The organism is Raineyella fluvialis (assembly GCF_009646095.1).
GTDB classification, from domain to species: Bacteria; Actinomycetota; Actinomycetes; order Propionibacteriales; family Propionibacteriaceae; genus Raineyella; species Raineyella fluvialis.
Window position 1 is genome coordinate 648,127 of the sequence record NZ_CP045725.1, and the last position, 19,752, is coordinate 667,878.

Below are 19,752 nucleotides of genomic sequence, written 5' to 3' on the forward strand. Positions count from 1 at the left end.
CATAGGTCTGCCCTATGGAAGAGGCGACGAAGGCGACGACCCGCCATCCCTTCCATAGGGCAGACCTATCACGTTTTTTCGACAACCGACCTCCCGCTGCGCAGGTCAGCGGAAGGGCAGCGCCCGGCTGTACTGCACCGGGAACCGCGTCGGTGCCCCGTCGAGGTGGGCCTGCCAGCGTGCCGGCGCGTACGGGTCGCGGAGGAGCTCCCGGGCGACCATCACCGCGTCGGCGCGACCTTCGACCAGCACCTCCTCGGCCTGGTCGGCGTCGACGATGATCCCGACGGTGCTGACCGGGATGCCGACGGCCTGCTTGACGGCCTCGGCGAAGTGCACCTGATACCCGGGGCCCAGGCGCGTGGGCCGCGACCTCGGGGTGAGGCCACCGGTCGAGACATCGATCAGGTCGACACCGCGCTCCTCCAGCAGCGCCGCGAAGCGCTGGGTCTGCTCGACGGTCCAGCTCTCCTCCTCGATCCCGTTCTCGCTGAACCAGTCGGTGGCCGACACCCGGTAGAGGACCGGGACGTCGGGGCCGACCTCCTCACGTACCGCGTCGACAACGGCCAGCGGCAGCCGCACCCGCCCCTCGAAGTCGCCGCCCCATTCGTCGGTCCGCTGGTTGGTGAGGGGCGAGCAGAACTGGTGCAGCAGATAGCCGTGGGCGCCGTGGATCTCGACCACGTCGAAGCCCGCCTCCAGGGCACGGCGCGCGGCGGAGCGGAACCCCTCGACCACCGACACCACGTCGGCGGCGGTCATCGCCCGCGGCGTCGCGTGCTGGTCGTCGAAGGGGCGCGCGCTAGGGGCGACCGGGAGCCATCCCCCGTCGCGGGCGGGGACGCTACCGGCCCCGGCCCACGGCTGCCAGGTCCCGGCCTTGCGGCCCGCGTGGTTGAGCTGGACACCGACCGCGGCACCGAGCCGGTGACACAGGTCGACGATGGGGGCGAAGGCGTCGGCCTGCGCGTCGTTCCACAGCCCCAGGTCCCACGGGGAGATGCGGCCCACCGGCAGCACCGCCGTCGATTCCACCATCACCAGACCCGCCCCACCGCCGGCCCGGGAGGCCAGGTGCTGGAGGTGGAAGTCCGTCGGACAACCCGCCGAGGCCCCGGACGGTTCCGCCGAGTACATGCACATGGGGGACATCCAGACCCGGTTGGGGAACGTCGTGCCCTCAGGGTGAGGGGCGTGAAGAGCTGAGACATGGCATGAGGGTAGCCCGGGCCGCAGCCACGGGGCGGCCGTCGCGGAGGACTCGGGCGGGCAGCGCGGACACCTCCCGTCCGTGGCATATTGGGGCCGTGCCCCGAGGAGACGAGAAGACCGACTACCGCGCCACGCTGGCGAAGCGCCGCCACGACGTGGCGATGATGTTCGACGGGGTCGCCCGCCGCTACGACCTGGCCAACGACGTGCTCTCCCTCGGGCAGGTGAGGTGGTGGCGGGAGGCCACGAAGCGGGCACTGGACCCCCGGCCCGGTCAGCTCATCCTCGACCTGGCCGCCGGCACGGGCACCTCGAGCCTGTCGTTCGCCGAGTCGGGCGCGACCGTCGTGCCCACCGACCTGTCCCTCGGCATGTTGGCGGTGGGCAAGGAGCGCCACCCGCAGCTGCCGTTCATCGCGGGTGACGCGCTGTCACTGCCGTACGCGGACGGCGCGTTCGACGCCGTCACGGCGTCGTACGGGCTGCGCAACATGGAGGACACCGTCGGCGCGCTCGCCGAGTTGCGCCGGATCACCAAGCCGGGCGGCCGGATCGTGATCTGCGAGTTCTCCACACCGACCTGGCCGGCCTTCGCCACGGTCTACAAGGAGTACCTGATGGAGGCGCTGCCTCGGATCGCCACCGCGGTCTCCTCCAATCCCTCGGCGTACGTCTACTTGGCGGAGTCGATCCAGGCGTGGCCCGACCAGGAGCACCTGGCCGAACTCTTCGTCCAGGCGGGCTGGCGCGATGTGCAGTGGGAGAACCTCACCGGCGGCATCGTCGCGGTCCATCGCGCCTGGGCCTGACCCACCCCGCCCATGGCCGGACTCGTCCTCGACGCGTACGCCGCGCGCAGTTGCGCGGTGAAGACGCACAACCTCTTCGATCCCCGGGTCAAGCCCGCGACGGCAGCCGTGGACCCGTCGGTCGAGGAGACCTTCGACGCCGGGCCGAGTCACGCCGATCGGGTCGTCGCGGCCATCCTCGCCGGGGCCCGCGCCATCGGCGGCCCCCGGGTGGTGGACCTGCGGGACAGCGTCCAGGCACCGTGGGATCAGCAGGAGGCCGAGTGCCGCGCCGCCATGCTCGCCGGTGCCGACGTGATCATCCACGGGATCCTGCCGCTCGACCTGGCCGGGCACCGGGTGGGCCGGGCGGACCTCTGGGTGCGGGGGGCTGACACCGCTGACGGTCGGCCCGGCTACCACCCGGTGGCGATCAAGGCCCACAAGGTGCAGGAGCTGCGCCGCTCGGGGCGCGACAACACGTTCACCGTCCCGGTCTCCGCGCTGGAGGCGCCCTCACCGCTGCGGTCGTGGCCCGCCGACTCGCGCGCCATCCGGGTGAACAGCCGCGAAGGTGACCTGCTGCAGGTGGCGCACTACTGGCGCCTTCTCGAGTCGGCCGGGTTCGCGGCATCAGGACGCCGGCTGGCGGGCATCATCGGCACCGACGACCTGCCGGGACACGGCGTGGGGATCACCTGGGTCGACCTGGACGAACCGATGATCCGGACCTTCTCCCGCCACGCGCCCGAGGGCTGGGCCCGCCGCAGCGTGCTGGAACGCTACGACCACGAGCACGGCTTCCGGGTGCGGGTGGCCCAGGTCGCCCTCGCCCAGGGCCAGCCGGATCCGCCCGACCCCCTGGTGCTTCCGATCGTCAACAAGGAGTGCCCGCGCTGCGACTGGTGGGAGACCTGCCGGCCCCAGCTCGACGACCATGACCTGAGCCTGAAGATCGACAAGTCGCCCCTCGACATCCGTGAGATCTCGGTGCTGCGCCGGCTGGGGATCAACACCATCGACGACCTGGCCGCGGTCGATCTCGACGCCCTGCTTCCCCACTACCTGCCCGAGGTGCAGCACCGACCGGGGGCCGAGCGGCGGCTCGACCTCGCGGCCCACCGGGCGCGCCTGATGGCTGCCGGCAAGACCCTGGAACGGATCACCACCGGCCCGATCACCGTGCCGCGGGCCGACCTCGAGATCGACCTCGACATCGAGAACGCCGAGGACGACCGGGTCTACCTGTGGGGGTTCCTGGTCACCGACACGGCCACCGGCGAGCGCTACTACCGCCACTTCAGCTCCTTCACCGACCTCGACGACGACGCCGAGGACCGGCTGGCGAGCGAGGCGATGGCCTGGCTGCTGGGCCTGGCCGAGGGGCCGCGGACGGTCCTCGTCTACCACTACTCGGCCTATGAGGTCACCCGGCTGGGCCGGCTGGCCGAGCGCAGCGGCGACGACGCGCTGGCTCGGGCCCGCGAATTCGCCCAGGACCACTTCGTCGACCTCTTCACCATCGTGCGGGAGCACTGGTTCGGCACCCAGGGGCTCGGGCTCAAGGTGGTGGCCCACGAGGGGCCAGGGTTCAGCTGGCGTGATGACGACCCGGGCGGGCTCAACTCCCAGGCGTGGTTCGACGAGGCCGTCCATGCCGACGACGAGGACGACCGGGACGCGTCGCGCAGCCGGGTGCTGGAGTACAACGAGGACGACGTACGGGCCACCGCTGCACTACGCGACTGGCTGGCCACCGACCCGGCCCCCACGGACTGAGGCGGCCGGTCAGTCCGTGGAGCGCACCAGCTCGCGGAGCCGGTCCTCGAGGTCGCGGCGGTCGGCCCGGTCGAGCGGCACCTCGATGAGTTCCCGGCCGCGGACAGGCGCGGCCAGGGCGGCCGACAGATCCTTGCGTGCGGTGATCCGCCGGTGACTCCAGCCGTACGCCGCGGCCAGGGCGTGGAAGTCGATCCCGTGGGGGGTCGCGAAGAGTCGCTCGAACGCCCCCTCGTAGAGCCCGTGGTTGAAGCGGGGGTCGCCCTGTTCGAGGGTGTGGAAGATCGACCCGCCGTCGTCGTTGACCAGCACCACCCGCAGGTCGGGCGCGTTCTCCCCCGGTCCGATCAGCAGCCCTCCGGCGTCGTGGGCGAGTGAGACGTCCCCGATCAGGGCGGTCACCGGGCGTCCGGCGCCGAGCCCCGCCCCACTCGCCGTGGACACCAACCCGTCGATGCCGGACAATCCGCGGTTGCCGAGCACCATCGCCGGCGCCTCCACCGTCGGAGCCAGGTCGGCGTCGCGCATCGGCTGGGAGTTGCCGAGCAGCAGCAGGTCCTCCGCGGGCACCGACGCGACCACGGCCGCGGCGACCTCCGGGCCGGTCAGGGCCGGCTCGGCGGCGAGCATCGCGGCCAGGTCGGCCCCGACGCGCCGGTCGGCCTCGCGCCACTGCCCCAGCCAGGCGGGATCCCCGGCGGGCAGCAGCACCTCGTCGGTCACCGCCGCGGCGTGCAGGCCGACGTCGCTCCACTCCGAACCGTCGGCGACCACGATGACCTCGACGTCGGCGCGGGAGAGCAGCCGCATCACCGGGCGAGACAGGGTGGGGCGTCCGTACACGACGACCCGTTGGATCCGCTCGGCGAGCGGCGTCTCGAGCAACAGGCGGTAGGTGGCCAGAGCCTCGCCCGTGCGGGCGTTCGAGGCGGGGCCGGCGAGCAGCGGCAGGCCCGCCTCCTCGGCGCCGCGGCGGGCCCGGGCGCCGGTGGCCTGCGTTCCGCTGCCGACCAGCACGACGGTGCGCGGTCCGGGGTCCAGTTCGGTGAGCATCCCGGCGCCGAGCGGCGCGATGGTCGGCGCCTCGACATCGAGCCAGTCGAGGTCGTCGTCGGCTGCCTCGGGCACCAGCGGTTCGGCCAGGCGGACATTGAGGTGGCCGGGCCCGGGTTGGCGGTTGCGGATCCCGGTCGCGGCGGCGAGCACCCGGGCCACCTGGTGACGGACCGATCGGGCACCGGAGTCGGCCTCGAGGTTGGCCTCAGCGCGCACGAACGTCCCGAAGATCCCGAGCTGGTGGGTCGTCTGGTTGGCGCCGGAGTCGAGCATGCCGTTGGGCCGGTCGGCCGACAGCGCGATCAGCGGGACCCCGGTGTGGGAGGCCTCCATCATCGCGGGGAGGAGGTTGCCGACCGCGGTGCCGGAGGTGGTCAGCACCGGCACCGGGCGCCCGGTGACCCGGGCGATGCCGTAGGCGGTGAAGGCGGCCACCCGTTCGTCGTGTCGCACGTGCACGCGCAGCCGCCCGGCGACCGTCGCCCGGTGCGCGGCGAGCAGCAGCGGGGTGTTGCGGGAGCCGGGGGCGACGACCAGATGCTCGACACCGTTGGCGACGAGCTGGCCGATGACGGCGCGGGCGAGGACGGTGGACGGGTTCATGCGACCTCCCTGGGGGACCTGTACGGCGCCGCGGTGGCGCACGATCGAGGACTCATCGGCTCAGGGTAACGGTCTCCTCCAGCCTGCGGGCCCAGCGCGCGGAAACCTCCGGGGCCGCGGCGAGAGCGGCCAGCCGGGCCGGGGAGGGTGCGGGCCGGCGGACCGTCATCCAGCCGTCGAGCGCCACCAGTGGCTCGTCGACCACGTCGTCGGTGAGCAGGCGGGAGGTGTTCAGGCCGCAGGCGTACGGCAGTTCTGGCAATGCGGCGGCCAGGGCGAGACCGGCGGCCAGCCCCACGGAGGTCTCCAGGGCGCTGGACACGACGACCGGCAGACCGAGGCGTTCGGCCAGTTCGAGGCAGGCACGCACCCCGCCGAGGGGCTGCACCTTGAGGACCGCCACGTCGGCCGCCTCCAGTGCGACGACCCGCTCGGGGTCACCGGAACGCCGGATCGACTCGTCGGCAGCGATCGGCACGTCGAGGCCGTCGTGGGCCAGGTGGCGACGCAGGGCGGCGAGGTCCTCGGTGCTGGGGCAGGGCTGTTCGGCGTACTCGAGGCCGAACCGGGCGAGCTCCCGCAGGTGGCGGCGGGCGGTGGGGACGTCCCAGGCGCCGTTCGCGTCGATCCGGAGCCGGCCGTCGGGCCCCAGGGCGTCACGGACGGCCTCGAGGCGGGCGATGTCGTCGGCGATGGCGGAGCGCGGGTCGGCCACCTTGACCTTGGCGGTGCGGCAGCCGGAGCCGGTGACGATCCGGTGGGCCTGTTCCGGCTCGACCACCGGCACGGTGACGTTCACCGGCACCCGGTCGCGCACCGGTGCCGGCCAGTCCTGCTCGGCGGCCTCCCGGGCCGCGCGCAGCCACGGCACCAGCTCGCTGCCGCCGTAGTCGAGGAACGGGCTCCACTCCGCCCAGCCGGCGGGACCCTGCCAGAGCAGCCCCTCCCGCACCTCGATCCCCCGGAACCGGGTGCGCAGCGGGATCGACCAGGCGTACGTCTCCATGCGTCTCACCCTAGGCGTCCGGCGTCGTACGCTGGGGCCCGTGCCCACGCCACTGCGACTCCTGCCCACGGCCGGACTGTCCGCGGAGGAACTGACGGCGGCGTTCGCCGGCGCGCTGGACGGGGCGTACGTGCTGGCCCCGCTGCCGCCCGATCCCGTCGAGGCGGCCGGGGTGCGGCGGATGCTCGCGGCGGCCGAGACGCCGGGCGCGGTGCCGGACGACGTCGCCCTGGTTGTTTCCACGTCGGGATCGACCGGCACCCCCAAGGGCGTGATGCTGTCCGCGGCCGCGATCCGGGCCGGCGCCGCCGCGACCGATTCCCGGCTGGGTGGCCCGGGCGAGTGGTCGCTGGCGCTCGGGGCGCACTACGTCGCCGGCGCGATGGTGGTCTGCCGGGCCCTCCTCGCCGGCGAGGCGCTGCACCTGGTCTCGCCGCACCTGGCGGGCATCGCGGCGGCGACGAGCCGTCCCGGCGCCCGGCACTACCTGTCGGTCGTCCCCACCCAGCTGGCCCGTCTTCACGAGGACGCGGCCACCCTCGCCGCCCTGGCCGGGTTCGATGCGCTGCTCCTGGGCGGCGCCGCGGTCGACCCGGCCCTGTTGGCGCACCTGCGGGCGGCCGGGCTGCGGCTCGTCACCACGTACGGGATGAGCGAGACCAGCGGCGGGTGCGTGTACGACGGCCGCCCTCTCGACGGCGTCGACGTCCGCGCGCAGGCCGACGGACGACTCGCCATCTGCGGCCCGGTGCTCTTCTCGGGCTACCTCGGACGTCCCGACCTGACGGCGGAGGTGCTGCGGGTCGACGACGGACGCCCGACACTGCTCACCGGCGACCGGGGCGAGGTCGCCCCCGATGGGACCGTACGGGTGCTCGGCCGCCTCGACGACGTCGTGATCTCCGGTGGGCTCAATGTCGATCTCGCCGCGGTGCAGGTCGCGGTCCGGCGGGTCCTGGGCACGAGTGACGCGGTCGCCCTCGGCGTGCCCGACTCGGTCTGGGGCACCCGGGTGGTGGTCGTTACCACCGTACGGACCTCGCTGGCGCAGCTGCGGGACGCGCTCTCCCCTGTGCTGGCACACCACGCTCTGCCCCGCGGACTGTCCCGCCTCGATGTGCTGCCGACGACCAGCAGTGGCAAGATCGACCGTCGGGCCCTCCTGGCGGCCTGGGAGTCGACGGACAAGGAGCTGGCGTGACCACGGTGGGCGATTGGGTCGAGGGGGCCCGGCTGCGGACACTGCCGGCCGCGTTCAGTCCGGTGTTGGCCGGGACCGGGGCCGCGCTCGCCGCGGGATCCTTCCGCCCGGTGAACGCCGTCCTCGCCCTCGTCGTGTCGCTGGCCCTCCAGGTGGGTGTCAACTACGCCAACGACTATTCCGACGGCATCCGGGGCACGGACTCCGCCGAGCGCGTCGGCCCGCAACGGCTGGTCGGTTCCGGAGCGGCACCGGCGGCGACGGTCAAGCGGGCGGCGTTCCTCAGCTTCGGCGTGGCCGGGCTGGCGGGCCTCGCGCTGGTCATCCTCACCCAGCAGTGGTGGCTGCTGCTCGTCGGCGTGGCGTGTGTGCTGGCCGCCTGGTACTACACCGGCGGCAAGCACCCCTATGGCTACCTCGGCCTGGGCGAGGTCTTCGTCTTCGTCTTCTTCGGGCTGGTCGCCGTCTGCGGAACGACGTACGTGCAGCTGTCTGCGGTGACCTTGGCGAGCCTCTTCGCGGCTGTCGCGATCGGGGCGCTGGCCTGCGCCATCCTCGTGACGAACAACCTGCGCGACATCGACACCGACGTCGTCAGCGGCAAACGCACCCTGGAGACGCGCCTCGGCGACCGGGGCAGCCGCGTGTTCTTCGTGGCGCTGCTCGCGCTGGCGGGCGTTGCCGTCGTCGCCGTGTCCGCGGCTTCCGGGCGCTGGTGGTCCCTGCTGGGACTGGCCTTCGTGCTGCCGCTCGCGGCCCCCACCCGGTCGCTGCTGTCCGGGGCGAGCGGGCTGGCGCTGGTCCGGGTGCTGAAACTGACCGGTATCGCCGAACTTCTCGCCGCCCTCGGCCTGCTGATCGGCCTGTCGATCCCGGCCTGATCTTCCCCTGTCGTCCCCGCTGCCTACAATTCCCGCATGATGCGCTACCTGCCCATCCTGATCGCCATCATGCTGGCGATCTACTGCATCACCGACTTGGCCCAGACCGAGCCCGTGAGGGTGAACCTCATGCCGAAGTGGATGTGGTTCGTGGCGATCGTCGTGCTTCCCTTCGTCGGCCCGGTGGCCTGGCTGGTCTTCGGCCGGGGCAGCTTCGGGGGCGGCGGTGGTGGCGGCGACCCCCGCGACCAGGCACCGGACAACGATCCCGAGTTCCTCCGTCGGCTGTGAGGGTCCCTCAGGCCGTCCGGACGGACTCCATCAGCGCTGAGGCCGTGGCGTCGTCCGGGGCCTCGGCCGCCGCACGCTGCGCCTCCACCTGACGGCGGTAGGCCTCCTTCTCCCGCTCCAGGATGGCGTCGTCCCAGCCGAGAAGCGGGGCGACGATGGCGCCGACCTCGTCCAGGGCGGCACAGCCGCCGTCGGGCTGCTCGTACGCCAGCCGGACCCGCTGCCGCAGCACGTCCTCCAGGTGCAGGGCGCCCTCGTGCGTGACGGCGAAGGCGACCTCCGCCCGCAGGTACGTCGGCGCCGCGGCGAGCGGTCGCCCGAGATCCGGGTCGGTACGGACCATCTCGGCGATCACCGGTAGTTCGGAGCCGTAGCGGTAGAGCAGGTGTTCGGTGCGGTGCCGGTCCCAGCCCATCCGCCCGGCCACGGGGCCCGCCTGGGCCCGGGTCGCCTCGTAGCCGACGGCCCCGACGAGCTGGATCCGCCGGGTGATCGAGGGCTGCGCCTTGGCGCGTTCGGCGCCGAGAGCGAAGTCGACGGCATCCTCGGCCATCGTGCGGTACGTCGTCAGCTTGCCCCCGGCGATCGCCGACATCCCCGGCGCGACCCGGGCGACGGTGTGTTCCCGGGACACCTTGGCGGAGTCACCGGCGACGGCGAGGGGCTGCAGCAGGGGCCGCAGGCCGGCGTAGGAGGCGAGGATGTCGTCCCGTGTCAGCCGGGAGCGCAGGACGGCGTTGGCGTGGTCGAGGATGTAGTCGATGTCGGCGGCGGTGGCGACGGGGTGCTCGCGCTGTTCGGACCAGGCGGTGTCGGTGGTGCCGATCACCCAGTAGTCGGGCCACGGGATGATGAATAGGACCGACTTCTCGGTGCGCAGGAACAGGCCGGTCCGGCCGCGGATCCGCTCCTTCGGCACGACGATGTGGACGCCCTTGGACGCCAGCACCTTGAGCCCCTTGGGCGTCGGGGCGGCGAGTGCCTGCGTCTGCTCGGTCCACACTCCCGTCGCGTTGACGACGTGGCGGGCCCGTACGGTGATCTCCCGATCCGCCTCCAGGTCATGCAGCACGGCCCCTGTGACGACCCCGTGGTGCCGGACGAGGCCCACCACGCGGGTCCGAGAGGCCGCGAAGGCACCGTACGACACGGCCGTGCGGACGAGGTCGATGACCAACCGGGCGTCGTCGACCCGGGCATCGTAGAACCGGATCGCCCCGGTCAGCCGGCTGGGTCGGATATCGGGGAAGAGGCCGAGCGCCCCCGCCTTGTCGTAGTGTCGCTGGATCGGCACGTGGCCGCCCCGGAAGCGGGCGATCAGGTCGTAGAGGCCGACACCGAGCGCACTGTAGCCCCGCTCGATCAGCGGGATGCGCAGCGGCCAGAGGAACGGCTGGGCGTGGACGAGGTGCGGAGCGATGGTCTCCATCAGCAGTCCCCGCTCGGCCAGCGCCTCCGAGACCAGGTGCAGGTCGAGCTGGTAGAGGTAGCGCAGTCCGCCGTGGACGAGCCTCGACGACCGGGACGACGTGCCCGCCGCCCAGTCCTGCATCTCGACGATGCCGGTCCGCAGCCCCCGGGTGACGGCATCGACGGCGATGCCCGCGCCGGTGACGCCCCCACCGATGACCAGCAGGTCGAGACCCGCCCCATCACTCATCTCCTCGAGGGCGCGTGCGCGGGACTGTGCGGTGAGCATCGACTCCTTCACGGGCACCACTATGCCCGAAGCGCCCTGCGGGCGTTCGGGACACGGGAGTCAGCGACGTGACGATCCGGGGGTGCTGGGTGGCACCACTGGGGCGGGGACGGCGGTCACCACCGAGTTCGAGGCGAACTCCTTGCCGTCCCAGTCCTCGCAGGTGACGAGGAGCAGGCGGTGGGGCCCGTCCTGGCTGAACAGTCGCCCGGCCTCGGCGGCCATCCGGTCCTTGGTGAGGACGCGGACGTCCTGCACCACGTACGCGTACGATCCGGACGCGCCGCCGACGACGACCGTGGCACCCGGTTTGAGCTCCACCAGGTGCTCGAACACCGCGGACCCGCTGTGCACCTTGTGGGCGGTCAGCAGGGTCGTACCGGTCGCGGCGCCCGCGTCAGCGGACTGGTTCCACCAGCCGACCAGCCGCGGATTGTCGGGTGGGTTGAGGGCACCGTGCTTGAGTGCCATCGGCAGTACGCCGACCCCTCGCAGCCCGAGTGAGTCGATGGTCAGCGTGGTGGGGTCGGACGCTTGGACGGCGGGCACCGGTGGGGTCCGGGTGCCCAGATAGGCGGCCCAGACGACGCCGGACGGCCCGCCGACCAACGCGACGAGCGTCACCGCGAGGATGAGCCACGTGGGCACGAGCGGTCCACGGTTGCGGCGCGTACGCACGGGCCCTCCCTCGCGGCGCCGCCTCGTCAGCGCCCGGAGCGCCGGCGCAGACCCAGCGCGCCCAGTCCCACGACGGCCAGACCACCCAGACCCAGGGCGACGGCGCCGCCGGTGGTGTCAGCCTCCAGGCCGGAGTTGACCTTGCCGGGGACCGAGGGGGTGGCCGACGGCGTGGTCGGCGGCTTCGGCTGGCACTCCAGCCAGAAGACCTTGAAGTCCACGACCTTGCCGTCCTGCGCGGCTACGTTGACCTTGACATGCCAACCCTGGTTGGGCTGGGGTGTCCCGGTCACGGACTCGAGCGTGTAGTGGTTGCGAACGGTGCCCTCCGTGACGACCACGTCAGTGTCCCCGGAAATGCCGAGCTTCGCATCGCCGGTGGGGGGCTGGGCCGTGAACGAGGTGACAAACGTGCCGGCGGGGAAGTTCTCGGCGATCACGTCGAAGTTGCAGCCCTCGATGTGGGCCTCATTGTCCTTGCCCACACCATTGGGCTCGGAGACCTTGATGTCGCCCTTGTTGGGCGCCGCGAACGCGGCGGGTGCGGCGATCGGGGAGGCGACCAGACCGAGGACACCGGCCACGGCGAGCGTACGGAGGGAACGGGAGCGGAAAGCGGCGTCAGTCATGTTCGTCTCCTTTGAAGAACGGACTGTGGGGAAGGGAACGCCGGATCGAAGATCCACTCCACAGCCTGCCCCAGGAGCACCTGAAGGCTCGGCGACACGCCAACCCTCAACCGAAGATTGACGGTTGGCGCATCACGATTCAGCAACAATCGGACGTACGTTCCCCGAGTGAGCCGAGGGAGGGCTAGCCCTCAGAGCACCGCCAGGACGTGCACGATTCCGAAGACGACAGCCACCGCCGCCGCTCCGTAGCCGGTCGCCAGCGTCGTGAGGACCGTACGCGTGCCCGCGCCGGCCGATCCGGTGCGGGTCAGGGCGACGTGACCCGCGACGATGCCCGGCACCGGCGCGAGGATCAGGATCCAGGCCAGACCACCCGACAGGCCTGCGAGGCCGCCGGGGCCGGCGAGCCGCATGACGGTGACGACGGCGATGGCCAGGGCTGCCACCCCGACGAGGACAGCGGCTGCGAGGCCCCAGGGCCCGGCGGAACCGTCGCCCTCAGCCTGCAGGGCCTGGTCCTGGCGAGCCCGCGAGTTGCGGTAGCTGTAGGCGAAGTACAGGGTGAGGCCGAGCAGCAGCCACACGACGAACCGCAGCCAGGTCTCGACCGCCAGGTTGGCCATCAGCCACAGGCACAGCACGCCGGAGATGATCGGCAACGTCGGGGACCACGGCACCGTGAAACCTCGCGGCAGGTCGGGGTGACGGCGCCGGAGCACCGGGATCGCGAAGCTGACCAGAACGAAGGCCGACAGGGTGCCGATGTTGATCATCTCGGCCAGCTGGTCGACGTTCGCCAGACCGGCGATGACGGCGACGATCACGCCGGAGATGATCTGCAGCCGTGCCGGGGTGCCGCGGCGCGAGGTGTGCGAGAGACCCCGGGGCAGCAGACCGTCGCGGCTCATCGCGAAGACCACCCGGGCCAGGCCGAGCAACAGCACCATGATGACAGTCGTCAGGCCGATCAGGATGCCGATCGTGATGATCGTGCCGACCCAGTTGGCACCGACCAGCCGGAACGCCGTGGCCAGCGAGGGGGACTTCTCCGCCGCGAGCTGCTTGTAGCTCACCATGCCGGTGACCACGAAGGTGACCGCCACGTAGAGCACGGTGACGAGCGCGAGGCCGCCAAAGATGCCGCGCGGCAGGGTCCGCTGCGGGTTCTTGGCCTCCTCGGCGGTGGTGGCGACGACATCGAAGCCGATGAAGGCGAAGAAGACCAGGGCCGCCGCGCTCAGCAGACCGAACGCCCCGTAGCGCGTGGGCTCGGCGCCGGACAGGAACGCGAAGAGGCTCTGGGTCATCACGCCGGTCGCGTCGGAGCCCGACGGCTGGGACGGCGGCACGAAGGGCGTGAGGTTGGACAGCTTCACGTAGAACGAGCCCGCGACGATGATGAACAGCGTGATGGCGATCTTGATCACCGTCAGGACGCCGTTGACCCGGGACGTGAGCTTGGTCCCGAGCACGAGGAGCACGGTGAACAGGGCGACGATCAGCACGGGAGGCCAGGAGAAGGCCAGGCCGCCGGGCAGCGGGATGTCCGTCGGCAGGTCGACGTGCAGGAACTGGAAGACGTTGCTCAGGTAGATGCCCCAGTACTTGGAGATGACCGAGGCGGCCATCATCATCTCCAGGATCAGGTCCCAGCCGATGATCCAGGCGATCAGCTCCCCCAGCGACACGTACGAAAACGTGTAGGCGGATCCCGACACGGGGATCGTCGAGGCGAACTCCGCGTAGTTCATCACCGCGAGTCCACACACCACCGCGGCGATGATGAACGAGACGATCACCGACGGACCGGCGTACTTGGCCGCCGCCTGGGCGCCGACCGAGAAGATGCCGGCGCCGACGGCGACGGCGATGCCCATCACGGCGATGTCCCAGGCGGAGAGCACCCGCCGGAGGCTGCGCTCGGGATCCTCCAGGTCCTCCTGGACCTCACCGATGGTCTTCTTCACGAAAAGACTCATTGACCTCACCTCGTTCTGGGCACCGGACGTCACTACTACGCACTCCGGATGGGCGGAACGCTACCGGGTGAGCGTTCAGGGGTGGAGCCGTCTCGCCCGGGACCTCACCTGGATGCGAGGGCCACGCTCTCACGAGATGGTGCTCCAGGGGAACAGCTGTCAGGCGGCGAGGTGGAAGCCCTGGGCCACCGCTCGCATGATGCACGCCTGCACGGCGATCCAATCGTCGACGACCTGGGAGTACGTCACCCGGACGACGTGGAAACCCTGGAGCGCCAGGAGGGCGTCATGCTCGACGTCCGCGGCTCGCTGGGCACCGACGTGGTGCCCACCGTCGATCTGCAGCACCAGTCGCTCGCCGATGAGGAGATCCACGGGTCGCCCGAGGATCCAGGCCTGCTGAAGGAGCGGCACGCCGAGCCACCGCAGCCGAGTGATGACCAACGTCTCGAGCCCGGAGTCGGAGAACGGCGATGCATCGGCACAGAGGGTCCGGGCTGCCGGGGGAAGGCGCAGTCTGCCCAGTTCCTCACGCCGGACCAACCCCTGACGCAGCGCAGACTCCCAGATCACCCGCGCGCGTTCGTACGGCTGACATCGGGCGACCGCCGCGAGCACGTTCTCGACCGGATCGACCAACTGATCGGGCGGACGGGGAACGATCGGCAGGTGCCAGTGCACCGTCGCGTTCCCCACAGTCACGCCACCGGCATGGGGCGGCGCCGCCACATGGGCTCGGTCCTCCGACTGCACCCAGAGGCCGAGGCGCTTGGCCTGGGTGACGCAGGTGAGGACGACACCTGCCCGTGCTGCCGCCACGAGGAACGGATCCGCCCCGGGGAGGGCGACCCAGCCCCGGCGCACCCGCACCCGCACCAGTGCTCCCGCGCGGATCCCCTGATCAACCGCCGGTCGACCGATCCCCGCCGCGAAGAGCGTCGGGGTCCGCGCGACGCCCCCCCGAGCCCCGACCGCAGCGACAACGCATGCCCACTTGTCCTCCTCATCAGACACCATGCCTGAGTGTGGAGCGCCTGGTCGGGCGAAAGGTCGTCGCCCCAGGTGATGGTGGAGGGAGCGCAGGAGGCCCAGACCCTGTGGACAGTCGAGGAGCCGCAGCACCGCTCCGCAATCTGAGGGGATATGCACAACTGAGGAGGAATCCAGTCAGAACCCTCCTCAGAACTGCATATCCCCTCGGTTGGGAGCAGGGCCCCCAGGACGCCTGCCCCGCTCGCGGTGTCAGACGGCGAGGGGTGCGCCTGCCGCCTAGTGGTTCACGTCCACGACGGTGCGACCACGCACCTTCCCGGTCAGGATCTGCTGGGCGTACGGCAGGGTGTCGGCAAGCCCGATCGTCGTGGTCATCCCGTCCAGCAGGTCCGTCGCCAGATCGGTCGCCAGCGCATCCCAGGCCCGCTGCCGCAATGACAACGGCGCCTCGACGGAGTTGGCACCGGTGAGGGTGACATCGCGCAGGATGAAGGGCATCACCGTCGTCGGCAGGTCGATGCCCTGCGCCATGCCGCAACAGACCACCGTTCCGCCGTAGCGGGTCTGGGCCAGCACGTTGGCGAGCGTGGTGCTGCCGACCGTGTCGTACGCTGCCGCCCACCGTCCCTTCTGCAGCGGCTTGCCGGCTTCGTCGGACAGCTCATGGCGGTCCAGGAGATCGTCGGCGCCGAGCCGGGTGAGGTAGTCGCCCTCAGCGGCGATCCGGCCCGACGACGCGGTGACGTGGTAGCCGCGCGCCGCGAGCAGGGCGATGGCGATGGACCCGACGCCGCCGGCGGCACCGGTGACCAGGACCTGCCCGTCGTCGGGACCGACGCCGGCGTCGACGAGCTTGAGCACGCCGATCATCGCGGTGAACCCGGCGGTTCCGATCGCGGCGGCGTGTTCGGGGCTCATCCCCTCGGGCAGCCGCACCAGCGCGTCGGGTCGGACTCGGGCCCGCGTCGCGAACCCGCCGTTCAACCGCTCACCGATGCCGTCGCCGTTGAGGACGACGAGGTCGCCGTCGGACCACTCGGGCACGGCCGAGCGGGTGACCCGGCCGACGATGTCGATGCCGGGGATGAGGGGCCAGTTGCGGACGATCCCACCGGTCCCGGCGACCGCGAGCCCGTCCTTGAAGTTGTAGGAGGAGTAGAGGACGTCCAGTTCCACCGGCCCGTCCAACACGGTGGCCTCATCGACCTCCGTCAGGCGTCCCGGGGTTCCCTTGGCCTCCACGATGACTGCGCGCATGGCTCGATACTTCCATCACCGACCAGCCAGGGCCAGCGTTTGCTCCGGGCAGGGCAACGACGAAACGGCTCCAGCGCCGGGGAGGCCATCCCCAGTACTGGAGCCGTTCGTCGTGGGCCCTGTGGGAATCGAACCCACAACCCGCGGATTAAAAGTCCGCTGCTCTGCCAATTGCGCTAAGGACCCTGGTCGCGCCCATAGCTTACCGACAGGCCTCCCGCTCAGGCGGCGATGGACACCTCTTCGGAGAGAAGCACGCGGATCCGGCGCTCCAGGTCGTCGGCGACCTCGCGGACGACCTCGAGTCCCTCCCCCTCGACGGCGGGGATGTCCCAGTTGATCCACCGCTTGCCGGCGAAGTCGCAGAACTCAGGCACCCCCAGGGTGACGACCACATCGGCGGCGCCCAACAGGCTCGAGGTGAACGGCATCGGATACGGGTACTTCAGTGCGATCCCCCGCTCGGCGAGGACCGTGACCACGTCGCGCTCCAGACCCCCACGGGGGTGGCGGCCGGCGCAACGTACGTTCACCTTGCCGGCAGCAATGTGGCGGGTCAGCGCCGCGGCCATGTGCGACCGGGCACTGTTGTGCTCGGAGACGAACAGGATCTCCGGCAGCGCCTTGGCGATCCAGCCCTCGGCCTGGGCGCGGGCGAGCAACCCTTCCTTGGCCATCCGGGAGACCAGGAGCGGCAGGAAGTCGGTCACCGTCGCCTGCTTCTCCAGGTGCACTCGCGCAACCTTGACCGCGTCGGCGACCTCTTCGGGGGTGAAGACACCTTCGTAGTGGTCCGCCAACTGGGCAGTGTCGTACGCATACCGCGCTTCGAGTTCCTGTGGGGTCAACATGAAGACCATCTCCTCTCACGCAGCTCGTGCGTGTCCCTGGGTACAGATGCCGCGGGGCCTCTTCACCCGCAACACCCCAGGTTACCCCGTCAGGACATCTTCCGTTCACCTGACGTTCACTTTTCTCGGACTCGACCCTGTGGCACTCGTCACAGCAGGTCGCTCGCCCCGCACGACCAGGCCGGGCCGAAACGACTTACAGTCGTGTTATTTCCCCTTGTCAAGTCAAGGTCAAGTCGAGCTTCAGGGTTCCCGCGAAGGCCGCCGACCCCTAGTGTCGGCTACGGAGGTCGTCGTACGCGGGTGGGACTCCCTGTCGGGGAAGGGCAGGAGGTCCGGGGAAGCATCCGCGACGACCACTACGGGCACCGGCCTCGGCGCCCGTGTGTCACGGCGGCTCGGGAAGGTCGCCGGGGAGGGGAAGGCGACATGGGCTTCTTCGGACGCGCCCTCGGGCGGACCGTGGGCACCGCGACGCTCGCTGGCCTCGTGACGACGTCGAGCATCGTCTTCGGCGCGTGGTCACAGTCGGCGCAGGGCGATCGCTTGACGGCCACCACCGGGGTGAACCTCCGGTCGGGGCCGGGGCTCAGTTATCCCGTCGTCGGGGCCTCAGCACCGGACAACGGATCACCGCCCTCGGGTCGTCGGTCGACGGATGGACGCCGGTGGATCTCAATGGTCGGCGGGTCTACGTCGCGAGTCGCTATGTCACCGGAGACAGCGACATGCCCTCGGCCGCGCCGTCCGGCGCGGCCGGCTCCGCGGTCACCACCGTCAACCTCAATGTCCGCACCGGCCCCTCCACCGCCTACACGGTCGTCACGACCTTGGGCAAGGGCACGACGGTCACACTCACCGGGACGACCTCGGGCGACTGGACCCAGATCTCCCGCGACGGCCATGCCTACTGGGTGTCGAGCGTCTACCTCAGCTCCGGGGCAGGCAGCGGCTCATCCTCCACCGGCAGTTCCGGCACCGCGTACACGACCACCAGCCTCAACATCCGCACCGGTCCCTCGACCTCGTACGCGATCGTCACGACACTCCCCGCGGCAGCAAGCTGACCACCACCGGCGTGGAGCAAAACGGCTGGACGCAGGTGCAGTACGACGGAGCGCTCCGCTGGGCCTCGAGCAGCTACCTGACGACCACCGGCTCCGCGACCAGTCAGCCGGCCCCGACCACAGTCAGTGGCTCCGGCGTCAAGTACGCCACCACGTCGGTGAACGTACGGACCGGCCCCTCGACCGGCTACAGCATCGTCACCACGCTGGAGCAGGGCCAGCAGGTCAGCACCACCGGCAACACGTCGAACGGCTGGACGGAAGTCGTCTGGCAAGGTGCTGCGCGCTGGGTGTCGAGCCAGTACCTCTCCTCGAGCAACCCCGGCAGCTCGACGGTCGTGCAACCCGTCAGCGATGGATCCATCATCGCCTCCGCCCTGCCCGGTTCGGTCGGCCTGGCCGGCCTGGTGCCGAACGCCAAGCGCATCGTCAATCTGGTGGAGACGAACTGGCCGGTCGTCGGCCCCTATTACGGGGTCCGAGCGGAGCCCGGCTCCGACCACAATGACGGCCACGCGGTCGACAACATGATCCCGGACTGGTCGGGGGCCAACAAGGTGGTCGGTGACGAGATCGCCTCCTATCTGCAGGCCCATGCCCAGGAACTCGGCATCACCTACATCATCTGGCGCCAGCACATCTGGTCGGTCGCCCGCTCCTCCGAGGGGTGGCGCTACATGGCCGACCGTGGCTCGTACACGGCCAACCACTACGACCACGTGCACGTCAGCGTCAACTGATCTCGTAGCGGCAGCCGGATCGCCCCGGACCGCCGGCTGGGCTATGCTGATCGTCGGCTCTCCGCCGTGGGGCGGGTGCCGCGGTGGTCATCACCGGGTCCCCTTCGTCTAGTGGCCTAGGACACCGCCCTTTCAAGGCGGCAGCGCGGGTTCGAATCCCGTAGGGGATGCTCATCATCCAAACCCTTCCCTACAAGGGGAAGGACCTCCGGGGAGGTAGCCCTGTCAGGGGTCTGGTCCGGGTCGGATGTGCACAAGATGTGCACACTCGTGTCGACGGACGATCCGGACCGGGCAGTCAGGGCAGCCCGACGGGCGGCGCTCATCGCGTCGGCGACCGTACCGAGTTGGTCGGGGAACAGGTGCCCGTAGTTGTCCAGGGTCAGCTTCGCCGACTTGTGACCGAGCATCTGCTGCACGACCTTGACGTCCGCACCACTGGCGATCCCCAACGAGGCGGCGGTGTGGCGGAACTCGTGCGGATGGAAGTGGTCCGTGTAGATCCGTTCCCCCGCCTTGTGGACTTCACCTGTCCATTCGGCCAAGCCCATCTCCTCGGCTGCGCGGTTCAGCGCGGCACGCTGGAAGGTCTGCGACCGCAGGTAGGAGCCGTCGGGACGACAGAAGACCAGGTCGTTGGGCCCCCTACCTGCCCCCTGACGGGAGAGGGCCTCGATCAGGAAGTCGCGGAGTGCGACCTGCCGGGGCTCGTGGCTCTTGGTGTCCCCATGGACGAGACCACCCCGAGCCCAGGTGACCGAGTCGCGCACGTCGATGCGGCGGCGCAGGAAGTCGATCCTGCGGACGGTCAGCGACGCCATCTCCCCCCACCGCAGTCCGGTGTATACGAGGAAGTAGACGAGGAGCTCGTACTCGGACCCACAGCGCCAGGCCATCTCGGCGACCTGTTCATGGGTGAGGTAGCGGAGCTCTTCGCCTCGGATCCGGGGTAGCTGCACATTCTCGGCCACGTTGCGGACCAGCCGGTCGTCCCTGACTGGCGTACTTCAGGATCGCCCGCAGGACGCCGTGGGTT

The 19,752-nt window shown here is 70.8% G+C and carries 17 protein-coding genes, 2 tRNA genes and 1 pseudogene; 8 read left to right on the forward strand and 12 right to left on the reverse strand.

The window, feature by feature from the left end; all coding sequences use genetic code 11:
• Positions 1-105 precede the first annotated feature (105 nt).
• Entirely contained in the window at positions 106-1,146 is a 1,041-nt protein-coding gene (locus Rai3103_RS02950; protein WP_239022381.1) for an NADH:flavin oxidoreductase/NADH oxidase, read from the reverse strand.
• A gap of 230 nt (positions 1,147-1,376) precedes the next feature.
• On the opposite strand from Rai3103_RS02950, the gene Rai3103_RS02955 reads away from it, so the two are divergent.
• Positions 1,377-2,024, forward strand: a complete 648-nt coding sequence (locus tag Rai3103_RS02955) for a demethylmenaquinone methyltransferase (protein WP_239022421.1) — start codon at positions 1,377-1,379, stop codon at positions 2,022-2,024.
• 12 nt (positions 2,025-2,036) lie between these two features.
• Positions 2,037-3,782, forward strand: coding sequence for a TM0106 family RecB-like putative nuclease (locus Rai3103_RS02960; protein WP_153571330.1), 1,746 nt, complete (start codon positions 2,037-2,039; stop codon positions 3,780-3,782).
• A 9-nt stretch (positions 3,783-3,791) separates the two neighbouring features.
• Here Rai3103_RS02960 and menD read toward each other — a convergent pair whose 3' ends face one another.
• Positions 3,792-5,441 carry a 2-succinyl-5-enolpyruvyl-6-hydroxy-3-cyclohexene-1-carboxylic-acid synthase gene (gene menD / locus Rai3103_RS02965; protein ID WP_153571331.1) on the reverse strand — a complete coding sequence of 550 codons (1,650 nt, stop codon included), beginning with the start codon at positions 5,439-5,441 and terminating at the stop codon, positions 3,792-3,794.
• Positions 5,442-5,493: 52 nt separating this feature from the next.
• A complete protein-coding gene (locus tag Rai3103_RS02970) occupies positions 5,494-6,447 on the reverse strand; it encodes an o-succinylbenzoate synthase (RefSeq protein WP_153571332.1) in 954 nt (317 codons plus the stop codon).
• A gap of 40 nt (positions 6,448-6,487) precedes the next feature.
• On the opposite strand from Rai3103_RS02970, the gene Rai3103_RS02975 reads away from it, so the two are divergent.
• The 3 genes from Rai3103_RS02975 to Rai3103_RS02985 are packed head-to-tail and all read left to right on the forward strand — an operon-like array spanning position 6,488 to position 8,820.
• Positions 6,488-7,648 (forward strand): AMP-binding protein, encoded by a 1,161-nt coding sequence (locus Rai3103_RS02975; protein ID WP_228489120.1) that lies wholly within the window; start codon positions 6,488-6,490, stop codon positions 7,646-7,648.
• Positions 7,645-8,529, forward strand: coding sequence for a 1,4-dihydroxy-2-naphthoate polyprenyltransferase (locus Rai3103_RS02980; protein ID WP_153571334.1), 885 nt, complete (start codon positions 7,645-7,647; stop codon positions 8,527-8,529). The genes Rai3103_RS02975 and Rai3103_RS02980 overlap by 4 nt, the downstream gene beginning before the upstream one ends.
• Positions 8,530-8,565: 36 nt before the next feature.
• Positions 8,566-8,820 carry a PLD nuclease N-terminal domain-containing protein gene (locus tag Rai3103_RS02985; RefSeq protein WP_153571335.1) on the forward strand — a complete coding sequence of 85 codons (255 nt, stop codon included), beginning with the start codon at positions 8,566-8,568 and terminating at the stop codon, positions 8,818-8,820.
• Positions 8,821-8,827: 7 nt separating this feature from the next.
• Here Rai3103_RS02985 and Rai3103_RS02990 read toward each other — a convergent pair whose 3' ends face one another.
• The 8 genes from Rai3103_RS02990 to Rai3103_RS03025 all read right to left on the reverse strand — a co-directional run bounded on the left by Rai3103_RS02990 (position 8,828) and on the right by Rai3103_RS03025 (position 16,909).
• Entirely contained in the window at positions 8,828-10,531 is a 1,704-nt protein-coding gene (locus Rai3103_RS02990; RefSeq protein WP_338420053.1) for a glycerol-3-phosphate dehydrogenase/oxidase, read from the reverse strand.
• 48 nt (positions 10,532-10,579) lie between these two features.
• Entirely contained in the window at positions 10,580-11,167 is a 588-nt protein-coding gene (locus Rai3103_RS02995) for a class F sortase (protein WP_153571336.1), read from the reverse strand.
• Between the two features lie 56 nt (positions 11,168-11,223).
• Entirely contained in the window at positions 11,224-11,826 is a 603-nt protein-coding gene (locus Rai3103_RS03000; RefSeq protein WP_153571337.1) for a hypothetical protein, read from the reverse strand.
• Between the two features lie 191 nt (positions 11,827-12,017).
• The gene (locus Rai3103_RS03005) at positions 12,018-13,808 is read right to left on the reverse strand and encodes an amino acid permease (RefSeq protein ID WP_153571338.1); all 1,791 of its coding nucleotides are present in this window, start codon (positions 13,806-13,808) and stop codon (positions 12,018-12,020) included.
• A gap of 159 nt (positions 13,809-13,967) precedes the next feature.
• Entirely contained in the window at positions 13,968-14,825 is an 858-nt protein-coding gene (locus tag Rai3103_RS03010) for an endonuclease domain-containing protein (protein WP_153571339.1), read from the reverse strand.
• Between the two features lie 252 nt (positions 14,826-15,077).
• The gene (locus Rai3103_RS03015; protein ID WP_153571340.1) at positions 15,078-16,058 is read right to left on the reverse strand and encodes an MDR family oxidoreductase; all 981 of its coding nucleotides are present in this window, start codon (positions 16,056-16,058) and stop codon (positions 15,078-15,080) included.
• Positions 16,059-16,171: 113 nt separating this feature from the next.
• Positions 16,172-16,244 (reverse strand) — tRNA-Lys (locus Rai3103_RS03020).
• Positions 16,245-16,279: 35 nt separating this feature from the next.
• Positions 16,280-16,909: an arsenate-mycothiol transferase ArsC gene (locus tag Rai3103_RS03025; protein ID WP_194793238.1), complete on the reverse strand. Its 630-nt coding sequence runs from the start codon at positions 16,907-16,909 to the stop codon at positions 16,280-16,282.
• A gap of 668 nt (positions 16,910-17,577) precedes the next feature.
• Here Rai3103_RS03025 and Rai3103_RS16870 point away from each other — a divergent pair.
• From Rai3103_RS16870 to Rai3103_RS03035, 3 genes are all read left to right on the forward strand, one after another.
• Entirely contained in the window at positions 17,578-17,976 is a 399-nt protein-coding gene (locus Rai3103_RS16870) for an SH3 domain-containing protein (RefSeq protein ID WP_194793239.1), read from the forward strand.
• 11 nt (positions 17,977-17,987) lie between these two features.
• Complete coding sequence (locus Rai3103_RS16875) at positions 17,988-18,716, forward strand: SH3 domain-containing protein (RefSeq protein ID WP_194793240.1); 729 nt, start codon at positions 17,988-17,990, stop codon at positions 18,714-18,716.
• A gap of 97 nt (positions 18,717-18,813) precedes the next feature.
• A tRNA-Glu gene (locus tag Rai3103_RS03035) sits at positions 18,814-18,886 on the forward strand.
• Positions 18,887-19,084: 198 nt separating this feature from the next.
• On the opposite strand, the pseudogene Rai3103_RS18940 reads toward Rai3103_RS03035, so the two are convergent.
• Positions 19,085-19,687, reverse strand: a pseudogene (locus Rai3103_RS18940) (tyrosine-type recombinase/integrase); the annotation flags it as partial.
• Positions 19,688-19,752 lie beyond the last annotated feature (65 nt).